The sequence below is a fragment of the Synechococcus sp. J7-Johnson genome (genome assembly GCF_024345795.1).
Classification (GTDB): Bacteria; Cyanobacteriota; Cyanobacteriia; order PCC-6307; family Cyanobiaceae; genus Regnicoccus_A.
In genome coordinates this window covers 164,087-176,954 of sequence record NZ_JAGQBU010000001.1, presented here as the reverse complement: position 1 = coordinate 176,954, position 12,868 = coordinate 164,087, and the positions used below count along the sequence as shown (strand labels likewise).

The following is a 12,868-nucleotide window of genomic DNA, read 5'->3' as shown; positions in this document are numbered from 1 at the left end:
CTCGCTACAGACCGACCGCCTGGCTGGGGATTGGTATCAATGCCATGCGGCATCCCCTGACCCGCTGGATCCTGATCGCATGATTGAGCCCCCCGGTAGTACCGCAGATGTGATTCAGGGGCTGCTCGCGGATCTCCATCGGCGCTATTCACTGCTGGAAGATGGGGCCCCTGCTGATTACATTCCGGAGCTGGCCAAGGCTAATCCTTCAGATTTCGGTGTTGCGATCACCACTGTTGATGGTCGCGTCTATGAGGTGGGCGATACACGTAAACCATTCACAATTCAGTCGATCTCCAAGCCATTTGCCTATGGCCTTGCGCTGAAGTTATTCTCAGATGAGCATATGGCTACGAAGGTGGGGGTGGAGCCATCCGGGGATGCCTTCAACGCCATCAGCCTTGATCAGAAGTCGGGCCGTCCCCGCAATCCGATGATCAATGCGGGTGCGATCGCCACCACGGCGCAGATCTGGAGCCATGACCCGTATCAGGCCGAAGCCCTGATGCTCGACTTCTTCAGTGAACTGGCCGGGCGGCGCCTCAGCATCGATCAGGCGGTGTTTCAGTCGGAACGTGCCACCGGCCACCGCAACCGGGCGATCGGCCACCTGCTGCGCAATTTCGAAATCATCGAGGATGACCCTGAGGAGTCCCTCGACCTGTATTTCAAGCAGTGCTCGATCATCGTCACCTGCCACGATCTGGCGGTGATGGCCGCCACCCTGGCCTGCCAGGGTCATAACCCCTTCACCGGCGCCCGGCCGCTCACCCCCGAGATCACTGTGCGCATGCTGGCCCTTATGGCTACCTGCGGCACCTACGACTTTGCCGGTCAATGGCTCTATGACGTGGGTATGCCGGCCAAGAGCGGCGTGGGTGGGGGCGTGCTGGCGGTGGTGCCCGGCCGGCTCGGCATCGCTACCTATTCACCGCCGCTCGACGAGCTGGGCAACAGCGTGCGCGGCATTGCGGTCTGCAACGAGCTCTCCGACAGCCTCGGCCTCAGCCTCTTCAATCAATATCCCCAGACCAGTTCCACGATCCGGCGCTCCTACAAAGGCTCCCAGCGCCAGTCGAGGCGCTGGCGTGCGACGAATCAGGCCAGGTTGTTGCAGGAGCGGCGTGACGCGATCCGGATCGTGCATACCCAGGGAGTGCTCGATTTCGCCGCAATCGAGAGGCTGCTCTCCGAGCTCAGCGAAATCATGACTGACGCCTGGATTCTGGTGCTGGATGTGGCCCACGTCACGGAGCTTCCGAAGGAATCCGAGGGGCTGTTCCTGAATGAGCTCACGGCTCTTCGGCGCAGGGGAGTGATCGTGCTGTTGGCCCGTGCCCGCCATCTCAGCCTTCCCCACACGCTCAGTGTGGCCGGGGGGGTGGAGGAGATGCCCCAGTTCGAGCAACTGGATCAGGCACTCGAATGGGCCGAAGATCTGCTGCTGGATTTAACCAAAGGAGAAGATCGTGATCCTCCTTTCAGTTCGGAGATTGATCAGACACTCGGTTTTCTGGGCATGTTGCAACCTGCCCACCGCCAGACCCTGGCCGATCTGATGCAGTGCCGCAGCTTTGCCAAGGGGGACCATGTGATCAAGAAAGGCGATTCAGGGCATGAGCTTTTTCTGGTCCGGGAGGGACGCTTCACCATCACCGTCGAACTTCGCGGCAGTGACGGGCAGGTCTATGAATCGCGCCTGGCCACCTTTGAGCCGGGGATGTGCTTCGGGGAGATCGCCTTTCTCTCCGGCACACCTCGCACAGCGAACGTGACAGCTGATCTCGACGGCAGCTGCTGGGTGCTGGAGCGCCACGATTTCGATAACCTGCGCCAGTGGGAACCTGATGCCGTCACTGAATTACTGCTGGCCCTCACCCGTGATCTGGGCACCAAGCTCGCTCTAACCAGCTATCAGCTCACATTGATGGAACATCTGTGAAGCCCTTGCGCCCATGACCCCTCGAGCGATCACCTGGATCCGGCGCTACGGGGTGTTCGTGGCCTGGGCCGGCGCCTGTGCCCTCGGCTACGGACTCTTCTCCGACGTTTATGAGCGCTGGCAGCTGGATCTTTCCTCCCGCACCCAGGAGCTGCGCGGTCCACGCAAGCCTCCGTCCGGGGTGGTGATCGTCGGCATTGACGACTACAGCCTCGTGCAGGGGCAGAACGCCGACCTCAGCCAGGACAAGGAGCTGCGCCGCCTGGCGAACTGGCCGTGGCCGCGGGCGATCTACGACAGGGTGCTGGATCGACTCTTCTCCGCCGGTGCCCGGGTGGTGGGCTTCGACCTTCTCTTCGATGCCCCCAGCAGCCACGGCGCCGAGGATGATGCGGCCCTGGCCGCGGCCTTGCGCCGCTATAGCGGCCGGGTGGTGCTGGGGGCCCAGGTGTTCGAGAGCCGCGGACGGGTCGGTGGGCTCACCCTCAGCGCCGCCATGCCTTTCCTCAGCGAGGCTGCGGGGCCCCGCAGCTCGGGGCTGCTCAATGGTCTGCAGGATCCCGATGGCTATATCCGCCTTCGTCCCAGCACCTATGCCGAGCAGCTGCGGACCTCAGGGATGCTGGATGTGCCGGCCGGACTCTCCAGCCAGCTGATCGCCAAGGGCCGACTGGCGGAGATCCCGACGCCGCCGATCTTCTCCAACTGGCGTCCTCTGGTGGACCCATATGGTCCGCCCCGCACTATCCCGACGATCCCGATCTGGGAGGTGCTGGAGTCGGGCAGCTTCGCCCGACTCCAGGAACAGGGCGCCTTCCGCGATCAGGTGGTGTTGATCGGACCCACCGCCAGCGTGCTTCAGGACATCCACCGGACAGCCTTTGCTGGCGCCGAGGGCATGCCTGGCGTCGAGATTCACGCCGCTGAGATTGCCAACCGGCTGGAGGGCCGGGCCCTCTACATCCCCCCCACGGCCTGGTATGTGGCCCCCTTGCTGGGGCTGGGGGTACTGGCTCTGGGACTGGCCAGCGCCCGGGCCGAAAAGCCACAGGTTCGCCTTGGAGCTCTGGCGCTGCTGGCTGGAGCCATGGTGCTTGTGGGACTGATCATGCTGAGCAGCACCGGGGCCGGCATCGGCTTGCTCGGTATCTCCGTTCTTACCCTGGCCACCGGGTTGGTGAGTGCCGGCGACGCCACGGTGCGGCTGCAGTGGAACCGGCTGCGGCTGCGCCGGATGCTGGAGCGCTATCTCTCACCGGCGGTGGCGGCCCAGATCGCCAGCCAGCCGGAGGAAGCCGATGAACTGCTGGGGGGCAAGGTGTCGGAGGTGGTGGTGTTCATCTGCGACGTGCGTGGCTTCACCCGGCGCAGCACCCAGATGAGTCTGGAGGGCAAAGCCAGCGAGTTGGTGCTGCAACTCAATGAGTACTTTGCTGTTGTCGTTGATACCCTTCAGCGCAAGGGAGCGATCATCGACAAGTACATGGGTGATGCGGTTCTGGCCGTCTTTGGAGTGCCCCTGAGCCGAGGGATGGCGGTGGAGGTGCAGTCGGCGCTGGAGGCGATTCTGGAGCTTCAGGACCAGATGGTGGCCCTGAACCAACGCTGGGCCACCCAGGGCAAGGACCCCTGGGAGCAGGTGATGATCCTGAGCGCGGGGCCTGTGATCAGCGGCAACATCGGCTGCGCCTCGCGGATGGATTACACCGTGATCGGTGACACTGTGAACATGGCCAGCCGACTGGAGGGCGTCGCCAAGCAGTCGGGACGCGACATCATTCTCAGTCGTGTGGTGGGAGAGAAAGCCGCCCCCGAATGGGCCCTGGATCGGGTGGGTGAATTCGAGATCCGAGGACAGGGCGCCCAGGAGGTGTTCACGATGAAGCCGAGGGACTATTATGAGTAGAAGCGGGGTTAGCCTGAACCTGACCGCTTTTGTCCAGGTTTCATGAACCACCGCCTCGTTGGAACGTTTGCAGGCCTGCTTCAACTTGGCCTGATGCAAGCCGTGCTGATGGCGCCCGCCGGCCCGATCCAAGCGGCGGCTTTCGAGCAGGCCACTATCAAGCGGCTGGTGGATGGTCGCGAGGTTTACATCGACGGCAAGACCGCCAGTGTGAGTCAAGTCGCTCGCTCCGGTCAGCAGGTGCGCACAGGCAAGAGCCGGGCAGAGTTGCTCTTCGATCAACGCGCCACTGGTTTTCTGGGTCGCTCCAGTGTGATTACCCTTGGCAACACCTGCTTTCGCCTCAACAAGGGTGCCGTGCTGGTGAGTGGTCCCCAGAAGGCTTGCCTTGGCACCAAGGTGCTGGGGGTGAAGGGCACCACCTTCGTCCTCACTCGCGCCGACGACGGCCTTTTCGATTTCGTGGTGCTTGAGGGACAGGGGTACGTGGGCCCTGAGGATGGCTACGAGGAGAAGCAGGAGTCCTCTACTTCCGCCTCTGGGGGGGCAGTAGCCGGCGATCCCTCGGGCAACACCACATACGTCTGCGCCTGTGAGGTGGCTCGTTTCACCCCAGATGGCGAGTTCGTGAGCCAGGGCAAGCTCAGCCGCAGCCAGTACGAGTCCCTGTTGAGCCGGCACACCACAGGCCAGAGCGACCTTCCCAAAAGCGCTGCTATCAAGGACGCCTTCTCCCAGTGCTACAGCGCCAGCTGATCACTTTCGATCGCCCCGCGACCCTGGCTTTCAGGTGACGCTCAGAGGGTGAACGTCTCGAAGAGCTGTTTCATGCGCTTGAGCAGCTGATTCTCGTGCTGCTTCACCTTCTCCCGCTCCATCCCATCCAGTTCGCCCCGGCGCTTGCTCACCAGGTGGGCCAGCTGGTTCATCAGCGGTGGATTCTGCTGCAGCAAGGGACCAAGGCTGGGGCGTGACACCTCCAGCAGCACGCATTCCTCCAGGGCCCGAACAGTGGCACTGCGGTTGGTGTCTGTGAGCATGGACATCTCTCCGAAGACATCGCCAGGTTTGAGGCAGGCGACCTGGAACGGTTCATCGTTGTCTTGGTCCTTGAGCACCTCCACCTGCCCCTGCACCACCTGGAAGAGGGAATCGCCGCGGTTGCCCTCACGAACAACCACTTCCCCCGGGGCGAAGCGTAGACAGCTGGTGGTCGTGGCCAGTTGCAGCATCTCCTCCTCGCTCAGGTCGCCGAAGAGTGGGTTGCGGCTGAGCAGGTTGCAACGCTCCTGCAAGCTGAGCTGCTCGGGATGTCCGGAGTCGAGGATGACGCGCTTCGGACGCAGCTCCCGAACCGGATAGGGCACGCTCTGGCCGGCACGCTCCAGGCTGAACCAGATCTGCTCAAGTAGCTCACTGCGCAGGTCGAGCATGTCTCCCAGGTTCCCTGGCTGCTGGAAGGCCAGGAGGTCGTAGGTGATGGCACTGTCGGCAAAAGCCTGCACCCGTACCGCTGGCGAGGGCTGCTTGAGCACCCGGGGATGTTTCTCCAGAACATCCAGCAGCAACTGTCTGGCTCTTGATGGCGGCAGCGAATAATCGAGCCCGAGGTTGAAGCGGTTGCCCATGGCCCCAAAGGCCACGTAATTGCGCACCACCACTTCAGTGACCTTGGTGTTGGGCACCACTACCAGAGCACCTGTGAGGTCGCGCAGGCAGGTGTCGCGCCAGTTGATCGATACCACCACACCCAGGGTCCCATCGCCAAGGTCGAGGAAATCCCCAACGGAGAAAACATCATCGAACTGGAGCTCAAGGCCGGCGAAGAGATCTTTGAGTGGCTCCTGCGCGGCCAGGCCCAGCATGGCGGTGAGCACAGCAGAGGTGGTGACCAGGCTGACGAGATTGAAGCGGGCCTGCTCCTGGACCACGATCACCGTGGCCACTGTGCCTCCACCGAGCATCAGCAACTGCAGCAGAATCTGGGCCGGTTCTTTCCTCAGACGCAGCGCAGCAGGCAGCTCCAGGAATCCCCAGAGAGCCATGCGGATGCCCAGATAGCTGAACATCAATTCGTCGAGGGTGGAGATCCAGGCCTGATATTGGGCAGGCAGAACGATCAGCGGCAGGGTGCGTACCACTGACCAGCTCAGAATCGCCAGGGTCGCCAGCTGGATTGGCAGCTTTGGCAGGCGCAGCCGCCTGATCAGGAGCTGCAGAGGCAACAGCAGGACCATCAAGACGATGGCGGTGAGCCACACCTCCAGCACGGGCATTCTTTGGTTCAGCAGTCAAACGAAGCAGGCCACCCAGTCCATAGCCCGGCAGGCCCACGTCGCAGGATAGGGGTGACGGGCAGAGCTGCTCTTATCACGCCAGCCACTGTCAGGCTTGGATTGTCCCTGCCCTCTGCCATCGAGAGCCCATGGTTCGTCCTTTTCGCCCCATGGGGGCGCTGCCACTGGCCCTGATGCTGCTCCACCTCGCCCCGCCGGCTGCAGCCCAGCAGGTGCAGTTGCGCTGCGATGGAACCCTGCTCGAAGCCCGCGGCAATGCCGAGCAGAAGCGCACGATCGAGGTGCTCAAGCTGTCCCTGGAGCTCTCAGCTGAGGCTGCCTCGGCGGACGGGGCCCTGGGCGAGCTGCAGCGGCGCCTGGCAGCCGTACGCCAGGCCCTTCAGCGCCTTCAGGTGAAGGAGCTGGCGGTGAGTTCGCCCTCCAGCTGGCAGAGACCCGTGAGCCCAAACCGTCCTGCTGCGGCGGAGGCCAGTCTTCAGGTGAGCGGCGAGCTGGCTCCGGCGCAGCTGCAGGCCCTGGTCCGAGAGGTGGGTGCGCTGCCAGGGGTGCGCCTCAACCCGGTGTCGGCGCAGGCGGATCAAACCAGCGACACCACTGTGCGCCGCCGGCTGCTGCGGCTGGCCTACCAGGATGCGCTGCTCCAGGCCAGAGAGCTGGCCGAGACCATTGGCCTGGGGACACCAACGCCCCTGGAGGTTCAGATCGAGGGCGGGTTCCGGCCGGTCCAGGCCAGGGCGATGGCGGCTGACGCCGTCCCGGCTTTCGATGCCGCTGAACTGCCGGCGCCCACGGATCGGCTCGGGATGGTGGTGCGGTTCTGTGCCCGCTGAAGGCCTCTCCAGGGCCAAGGGTGACCATGCACCCCATCGCCATCGACCTTGAGGCGGCATGCTTGATGTATCTCTGATCACGGTGATGTCATCAGACGGCGCCCAGGCCATCTCAGGCTTCGGGCTGTTTGCCTTGCTGGCCATGGGCCACTTCGTCGCCGACTTCGGTCTTCAGAGTGATCGGATGGCCGTGGAGAAGTGCCCGGGGAAAGATCACACTCTTCCCTGGCCCTGGTGGCTGCTCGCCCATTCGGGCATCCATGCCTTCGTCGTGACCTGGCTCACTGGTGTGGTCTGGCTCGGTCTGGCCGAGTGGGGGATTCACGCACTGATCGATTACGGCAAGTGCCGTCACCGCTATGGACTTGGGGTCGATCAAGTCCTGCACATGGCCTGCAAAGTGGTCTGGGTGCTGATCCTGGTCAGCCTCGCTCCTCTGGGCTCAGGGGGTCTGCTGCAGGCTTTCCCCCGCTGAGCGGTATCAGCCCGTTGAGTCCGGTGGCTCGCTGTAGCGGCCGTGGCCGATTGCCAGCAACCGATCCATCGCTTTGCTCAGGCAGTAATTGAGGGGTTCGATCTCGGTTGCCAGCCTGCCCAGTTGGTCGGTGTCACCCCGCTCGCTGGCGGCGATGCCATCGAGCAGCAGGCCGATCACCTGATTGCTGCGCATGCAGCGCTGGCTCACCAGCGCCAGCATCTCCATGGCGAGGTCGATATCGAAGAGCAGGGTCTTGAGAAAGTTGTCGCCGCTCACCTCCACCAGCTCGGCGGGGCCCTCCACAACCCGCACATCGGCGGAGTGCTGACCTGAGCCAAACAGCCCCATCTCCCCCAGCAATTCCTCGGCCTCAATCACGGCGAGGGTGTGTGGCTCGGCTTCGATCAGCCGGATCTGGATCGCCACCTTGCCTCTGGTGAGCAGCATCAGGCTGTCAGCCGTCTGACCCTGCCGCATCACCAGCTCCCCCACGTCGGCATGGCGATGCACTGGGGCCAGCTCCTCGTGATGAATGTCGAGCAGCAGTTTCATCCGCTCCCTCACCACCTTCAGCTGCGGTTCGTCTCCCCACATGGTGCGCTCCGCTCATGTCTGAAGGTAGGTGCTCTGGCGCAGGCTGCTCTGCAGATGGGCCATCAGCCTGCCGGCGCCAGTCACCGTGAGGGTGCCGCGGTTAATGGCGGCTTCACTGGCCACCCGCAGACGCTCAAGCAGGGCCTCAGGATCGTGTTCCATCGCTTTGAGCACATCCGCGTTGCTGTTGCCCCGCACCACATGGTCGACCCGATAGCGGCCGTTGGCACCCAGACGGATATGGACCGCATTGGTGCTGCCGAAAAGGTTATGCAGATTGCCCATCACTTCCTGGTAGGCACCGCCAAGAAACAGGCCGATCCAGTAGGGCTCACCCTCGCGAAGTTCATGCAGTTCCAGCAGCGGTTTGGCCTGTCCGGGGCCGATGAAGCGAGCCAGCTTGCCGTCCGAATCGCAGGTGAGGTCGGCAAAGCTGCCCAGGCGGCTGGGGCGCTCATTGAGCCGGTGGATCGGCATTACCGGAAAGAGTTGATCGATCGCCCAGGTGTCCGGAGCGGAGCGGAAGATCGAGAGGTTGGCGTAGTACGTGCCCGCCAGCGCTGCCTGCAAGGCCTTGAGATCGTCGGGAATGGGGGTATTTGAGCTCCAGTTCTCCAGCTGAGCGGCGATCGCCTGGCAGCAGGCCCAGTAGAGCTGCTCGGCCGCCCCCCGCTCGGTGAGGCTGAGGTAGCCAAGCCGGAAGGCGGAGAGTGCGTCCTGCTTGAACTTGATGGCGTCGTTCCAGCCCTCCTGCAGGTGGTCGGCGTGGCCTGGGGCATCGAGGACGGTGGCCTGGATCGAGGCCAGGGTGTCGCGCAGGTTGCGCACGATCAGCGGTTCCACCTCCTGCGGCGCCGGCTCCTCCCCCTGCACCCCCCCGCTGCCGAGCACATCAAAGATGAGCACGCTGAAGTGGCTGGCGATTGCACGGCCGCTCTCGCTCACCAGGGTGGGCAGCGGCACCGAGCGGGGTTCGCAGCACTCCCGCACCGTGGCCACCACGTCGTTGGCGTAGTTCTGCAGGGAGTAGTTGGTGGAGGCGGCGGTGGCGGTGCGGCTGCCGTCGTAGTCGATGCCGAGGCCGCCGCCAACATCGAGATAGCCCATCGGCGCCCCGAGCTCGGCCAGCTGCACGTAGATCTGGCCCGCCTCCTGCAGGGCGTCCTTGAGCACGGCGATGTCGTTGATCTGGCTGCCCACGTGGAAGTGGAGCAGGCGCAGCTCGCTGAGCAGATCTGCCTGGCGCAGGGCCTCGACCGTGGCGAGCAGATCCGGCACAGAAAGCCCGAACTTGGCGCGCTCACCAACCGAGCTGCCCCAGCGGCCGGTGCTGCGGCTGGCCAGCTTGGCGCGCACGCCGATCAGGGGAGCGGCCCCAAGATCCCGGCTGGCACGGATGATCCTCTCCACCTCGTCGGGCTGCTCGATCACCACCACCGGCTGGCGGCCCAGCTGTCGGGCCAGGATCGCCGTTTCGATGTAGCGCTGGTCCTTGTAGCCGTTGCAGATCAGCAGGGCCTCGGGGTCCTCCACCAGGGAGAGCGCGATCAGCAGCTCCGCCTTGCTGCCGGCCTCCAGGCCGAAATGCCACTGGCGGCCGCTCTCCACCAGCTGCTCCACCACGTGGCGCTGCTGGTTGCACTTCACCGGGAACACCCCCTGATAGCGGCCGGCGTAGCCGTACTGGGCGATCGCCCGCTCGAAGGCGGCATGGAGCCGCTCCAGCCGGTCCTCGAGGATGTCGTCGAAGCGGATCAGCAGCGGCAGGGAGAGGTCGCGGCTCTGCAGGCCCTCCACCAGGTCGACCAGATCGAGGGAACCACCGCGATCCCCACGGGGCTGCACCATCACATGACCGCGACTGTTGGCGCTGAAATAGGGCTCACCCCATCCCTCCAACCCGTACAGCCGCGTGCTGTCGGCCACGCTCCAGGGGGCGGAATCACCGGGGAGCGCTCCCGGCGGGCGGGTCGGGTCGGCGAGCACCATCGGAGCCTGGGTTGCGGCGAAGCCTGTCGGTGGGAATCTAGGCGGGATGGCGCTGCCAGACTGGGGCCATGGCCTTACCGCATGCCCACACCTATGGGCTGCACCACTTTGCGGCCGATCGCCAATCTTTGATCATGAGCCAGGGAGGGCCATGCCGGCGCTCCAGGATTCCGCGGCGTTGCGGAGGCCCATGATCGGTTCAACAAGGTGCTCCAACTCCTGCTGGAGCAAGTCGTCGGCCAGCTCCGGCCGGCGCAGATCCGGCAGCGGGCCAGTCCGCTCGCCGCGCTCCAGCGCCGAGGCGAGGGCCGTGAGCGTGGTCAGCATCTCGTCCCGCAGGGGCCGAACGCTGACCGGTGCCGGGCTGCCATCGAACTGGCGGGCACCGCTCCCCAGCACCAGGAGGGCGTCGATCAGACGCTGGCTGTGCAGCAGAAAAGCCATCAATGGCAGCGCCATCGGCCGGTGCGAAGCCTTCTCGCTGAGATACCGCTGGATCGAGACCTGGGCGTTGCCCATCGCCAGGCGCACGGCGGCAGGAGTGGTCGGCGGCCCGGTGCTTGTTCGTGGGGGCTCCAGAACCCGATCCAGCACCTCCGAAACAAACTGGGCATTGCAGCGCAGGCTGGCCGCCAGTCGGGCCGGCAGCTGCTCCCGTTCCCAGCGGGGCAGGATCAGGTGGATGGCGGCCAGGGCCAGGACGGCGCCGATCAGGGTGTTGGCGATCCGCCACAGGGCCAGGCTCCAGTCACCGGGTTGGGCAATGTCCTTGTAGAGAACGATCCAGGGGGTGAGGAAGAAGACGAACAGCCCGTAGTTCACCGGCAGAATCGCCATCATCACCAGCGTGAGCGGCACCAGCAGCAGCACGATCGCGAGGGGATGGGGGAAGAGGGTGGCCAGCACGATCGCCAGGATCCCGCCCAGCACCGTGCCCAGCACCCGCTGGCTGGTGCGCGTGAGGCTCTCACCCGCCGAGGGCCGCAGGATCACCGACACGGTCAACGTGATCCAGTAGCCGATCGGCAGCGCGAACAGGGTATAGATGCTCACCGCAACGGCCGAGGCGACTCCGAACCGAAGACCGTGGCGGAACACGCTCGAGTCGAGCGTGAGGTTTGCGCCAAGAGTTCTCCAGCCCTGGGCCACCGCAACCCGCACTGCGTCATTGGGGCGGCGCAGCTGAGTCGATCTGCGGTTGAGCGCTGCCGCAGGAATGGCTTCGCCGACCTGGGCGAGGGTGGTGATCCAGTGGACCTGGCTGAGCTGGGCCTGCTGGAGCGCGGCGATTGGTGCAGGGAACCGATCGATCGCGGCAGCGATCCGTCGGGCCTCGATCACAAGTTCCTGGCACGGGGGCAAGCCGGCGCGCCCCAGCAGCGCCTGTTCCAACTGACGCAGCGCCGCGACACCGTGCCGATTGAGCCCATTGATCCGGGGCCGGAGCTGGGGGGCTTCCCGCCCCGGTACCCCCGCCAGCAGGTTGCCCATTGCCGCACTGGTCACGAACAGCGCGTCGGCGGACTCGATCAGGCGGGTGAAGGCCCCATCGGCCGGACTGTCTCCGAGGCGGCCGCTGCGGGTATCCGCCAGGGTCGCCCGGGCGGTGGCGAGGGCGGTGCGGACCCGGAGTTTGCCCTGGAAGAGCTGGTCCTCAGCGGCTGGAATCCCGCCGCTCCCCGGGCAGGCCTGGCTGAAGAAATCGGCGATCGCCCGCAGGACATCAGCGGTCGCGAGCCGGACGGGCCGGTAGGGCCGGAGCGGCCAGATGGCCACCGCCAGCAGGGTGGCCCAGGCCCCCCCGGCCAGGTAGAGCAGGGAGAAGGACAGGGCCTTGGCAGGGTCGGGGCCGGCCAGATTGATTCCGATCAGGAAGCACCAGGCCGTCACCAGGCCGATCAGGGCACCGGCATTGCCGTAGAGCGAGAGCAGACCGCAGCCCAGCCCGACGGCGAACATGGCCGGCACGCACAGCCAGGGCCAGGTGGCCAGTCCGATCCCCCCGCCAAGCGCCACGGCGCCCAGCAGGGAAGCGCAAGCCATCGCCGTTGCCCTGGTGCGGTAGGCACCGCCCGTGTCGGCCATGTTCACGTAGAGCCCACCCAAAGCCATCCAGATCAGGGCGGGCTCATGCAGCAGCGCGGTCGCCAGCAGAGGCATCACGCTGGCCACGGTGGTGCGCAGGCCGAGCCGGAGGTTGGGCCCGATCCTCGGGGCCGCCAGCCAGGCAGCGGGCAATGCTGGCGCTGCAGGCATCGACGCACATCCGGCCGGAGGCCCGATCGTATGGCGGTTGTCATGACAGGGCTTGCTTGCCAAGCGGCAGGCCCAGCGCGGACGATGGCTCGATCAGCCGTCTTCTCTTGCCATGGCCACCGAACGCACCTTCCTTGCGATCAAGCCCGATGGGGTGCAGCGGGGGCTGGTGGGCGAGATCCTGGGCCGCTTCGAGCGCAAGGGTTTCAAGCTGGTGGGCCTCAAGCAGCTCGTGCCCAGCCGGGAGCTGGCCGAAAGCCACTACGGCGTGCACCGCGAGCGCCCCTTTTTCGCCGGCCTGGTCGAGTTCATAACCAGTGGTCCGGTGGTGGCGATGGTGTGGGAGGGCGACGGCGTGATCGCCAGCGCCCGCAAGCTGATCGGCGCCACCAAGCCCCTGGAGGCTGAGCCCGGCACTATCCGCGGCGATCTGGCGGTGAACATCGGCCGCAATGTGATCCACGGCTCCGACGCTCCGGAAACCGCCGTCTTCGAGATCGGCCTCTGGTTCCAGCCCTCCGAGCTGAGCGACTGGTCGCCGGCCGATCAGGTGTGGCGCCTGGAGCCCTGAGAGGC

The 12,868-nt window shown here is 65.2% G+C and carries 10 protein-coding genes; 6 read left to right on the top strand and 4 right to left on the bottom strand.

The features are described from left to right. Positions 1-79 precede the first annotated feature (79 nt). The 3 genes from glsA (at position 80) to KBY93_RS00945 (ending at position 4,604) form a co-directional block, all read left to right on the top strand. On the top strand, positions 80-1,942 hold the full coding sequence (gene glsA / locus KBY93_RS00955; RefSeq protein WP_255092347.1) for a glutaminase A: 1,863 nt from the start codon (positions 80-82) through the stop codon (positions 1,940-1,942). A gap of 13 nt (positions 1,943-1,955) precedes the next feature. Then, entirely contained in the window at positions 1,956-3,848 is a 1,893-nt protein-coding gene (locus KBY93_RS00950) for a CHASE2 domain-containing protein (protein WP_255092345.1), read from the top strand. Between the two features lie 102 nt (positions 3,849-3,950). Continuing rightward, positions 3,951-4,604, top strand: a complete 654-nt coding sequence (locus tag KBY93_RS00945) for a hypothetical protein (protein ID WP_255092344.1) — start codon at positions 3,951-3,953, stop codon at positions 4,602-4,604. Between the two features lie 41 nt (positions 4,605-4,645). On the opposite strand, the gene KBY93_RS00940 is transcribed toward KBY93_RS00945, so the two are convergent. Next, on the bottom strand, positions 4,646-6,118 hold the full coding sequence (locus KBY93_RS00940) for a mechanosensitive ion channel family protein (protein WP_255092343.1): 1,473 nt from the start codon (positions 6,116-6,118) through the stop codon (positions 4,646-4,648). A 155-nt stretch (positions 6,119-6,273) separates the two neighbouring features. On the opposite strand from KBY93_RS00940, the gene KBY93_RS00935 reads away from it, so the two are divergent. Beyond that, positions 6,274-6,975 (top strand): SIMPL domain-containing protein, encoded by a 702-nt coding sequence (locus tag KBY93_RS00935; protein WP_255092342.1) that lies wholly within the window; start codon positions 6,274-6,276, stop codon positions 6,973-6,975. Between the two features lie 58 nt (positions 6,976-7,033). Further along, positions 7,034-7,450 carry a DUF3307 domain-containing protein gene (locus KBY93_RS00930; protein ID WP_315856371.1) on the top strand — a complete coding sequence of 139 codons (417 nt, stop codon included), beginning with the start codon at positions 7,034-7,036 and terminating at the stop codon, positions 7,448-7,450. 6 nt (positions 7,451-7,456) lie between these two features. On the opposite strand, the gene KBY93_RS00925 is transcribed toward KBY93_RS00930, so the two are convergent. From KBY93_RS00925 to KBY93_RS00915, 3 genes are all read right to left on the bottom strand, one after another. Then, positions 7,457-8,047 carry a Crp/Fnr family transcriptional regulator gene (locus tag KBY93_RS00925; RefSeq protein WP_255092341.1) on the bottom strand — a complete coding sequence of 197 codons (591 nt, stop codon included), beginning with the start codon at positions 8,045-8,047 and terminating at the stop codon, positions 7,457-7,459. Between the two features lie 12 nt (positions 8,048-8,059). Beyond that, positions 8,060-10,036 (bottom strand): biosynthetic arginine decarboxylase, encoded by a 1,977-nt coding sequence (speA, locus tag KBY93_RS00920; RefSeq protein ID WP_255092340.1) that lies wholly within the window; start codon positions 10,034-10,036, stop codon positions 8,060-8,062. Between the two features lie 132 nt (positions 10,037-10,168). Beyond that, positions 10,169-12,292, bottom strand: a complete 2,124-nt coding sequence (locus KBY93_RS00915) for an FUSC family protein (RefSeq protein ID WP_255092339.1) — start codon at positions 12,290-12,292, stop codon at positions 10,169-10,171. Positions 12,293-12,404: 112 nt separating this feature from the next. Between KBY93_RS00915 and ndk the strand changes: the two genes are divergently transcribed. Then, the gene (gene ndk / locus KBY93_RS00910) at positions 12,405-12,863 is read left to right on the top strand and encodes a nucleoside-diphosphate kinase (protein WP_255092338.1); all 459 of its coding nucleotides are present in this window, start codon (positions 12,405-12,407) and stop codon (positions 12,861-12,863) included. Positions 12,864-12,868: the final 5 nt, after the last annotated feature.

Excerpts from the sequence above, each read along its gene's own strand:
- KBY93_RS00950 (WP_255092345.1), top strand. The coding sequence starts at position 1,956 with ATGACCCCTCGAGCGATCACCTGGATCCGGCGCTACGGGGTGTTCGTG.
- glsA (WP_255092347.1), top strand. The coding sequence starts at position 80 with ATGATTGAGCCCCCCGGTAGTACCGCAGATGTGATTCAGGGGCTGCTC.
- KBY93_RS00930 (WP_315856371.1), top strand. The coding sequence starts at position 7,034 with ATGCTTGATGTATCTCTGATCACGGTGATGTCATCAGACGGCGCCCAG.
- speA (WP_255092340.1), bottom strand. The coding sequence starts at position 10,036 with ATGGTGCTCGCCGACCCGACCCGCCCGCCGGGAGCGCTCCCCGGTGAT.
- KBY93_RS00935 (WP_255092342.1), top strand. The coding sequence starts at position 6,274 with ATGGTTCGTCCTTTTCGCCCCATGGGGGCGCTGCCACTGGCCCTGATG.
- KBY93_RS00915 (WP_255092339.1), bottom strand. The coding sequence starts at position 12,292 with ATGCCTGCAGCGCCAGCATTGCCCGCTGCCTGGCTGGCGGCCCCGAGG.
- ndk (WP_255092338.1), top strand. The coding sequence starts at position 12,405 with ATGGCCACCGAACGCACCTTCCTTGCGATCAAGCCCGATGGGGTGCAG.
- KBY93_RS00925 (WP_255092341.1), bottom strand. The coding sequence starts at position 8,047 with ATGTGGGGAGACGAACCGCAGCTGAAGGTGGTGAGGGAGCGGATGAAA.